Origin of the sequence: Vibrio sp. 10N.222.49.C9, assembly GCF_041474985.1 — a bacterium.
Taxonomy (GTDB): Bacteria; Pseudomonadota; Gammaproteobacteria; order Enterobacterales; family Vibrionaceae; genus Vibrio; species Vibrio crassostreae_C.
This window is the reverse complement of the sequence record NZ_JBFRVD010001506.1, coordinates 1-397: the sequence shown is the minus strand read 5'-3', so window position 1 is coordinate 397 and position 397 is coordinate 1. Positions and strand designations below refer to the sequence as shown.

At 44.3% G+C, this 397-nt stretch carries 1 protein-coding gene and 1 pseudogene; both read right to left on the bottom strand.

Going from position 1 to position 397, the window contains the following annotated elements:
• A pseudogene (locus AB4585_RS28970) lies at positions 1-171 on the bottom strand (hypothetical protein); the annotation flags it as partial.
• 45 nt (positions 172-216) lie between these two features.
• The coding region (locus tag AB4585_RS28965; protein WP_372172241.1) for a DUF2310 family Zn-ribbon-containing protein at positions 217-397 on the bottom strand (181 nt) is incomplete at its 5' end.

Genomic DNA, 397 nt, shown 5'->3' with positions numbered 1-397 from the left:
GTGTTCCGCTGCCATGGCGAGTAACTCTCGCTCTAGAGCAGGCGTCCAACCAATGAAGTTGCTTAATTCAAGGACATTTTTCTCCCCCTGAACAAGGAACAATCCATGAGCCTTGCGTTGTTTCTTCTGGCCTAGGGCACGAATAAGTTTTAATTGGTTTTTAGAAATCATTCTTTTTCCAAAGGATTAGATTTAGGTTCACAACTTAAAAGGGCGTTACTTCAAGTGATCCCAAGAGATATTTGACAACAGTCGGCACGAGTCGCATTTAAAGTGGAACATGTCATGCAGAGGTTCATCTAATAACCACTCACCACCACACTTCGGACATTTGCGTTGTTGCTCCTGCTTTAGGCTCTCGCCTCCCACTTGATACAGATAATAGTAGGTCGGTACC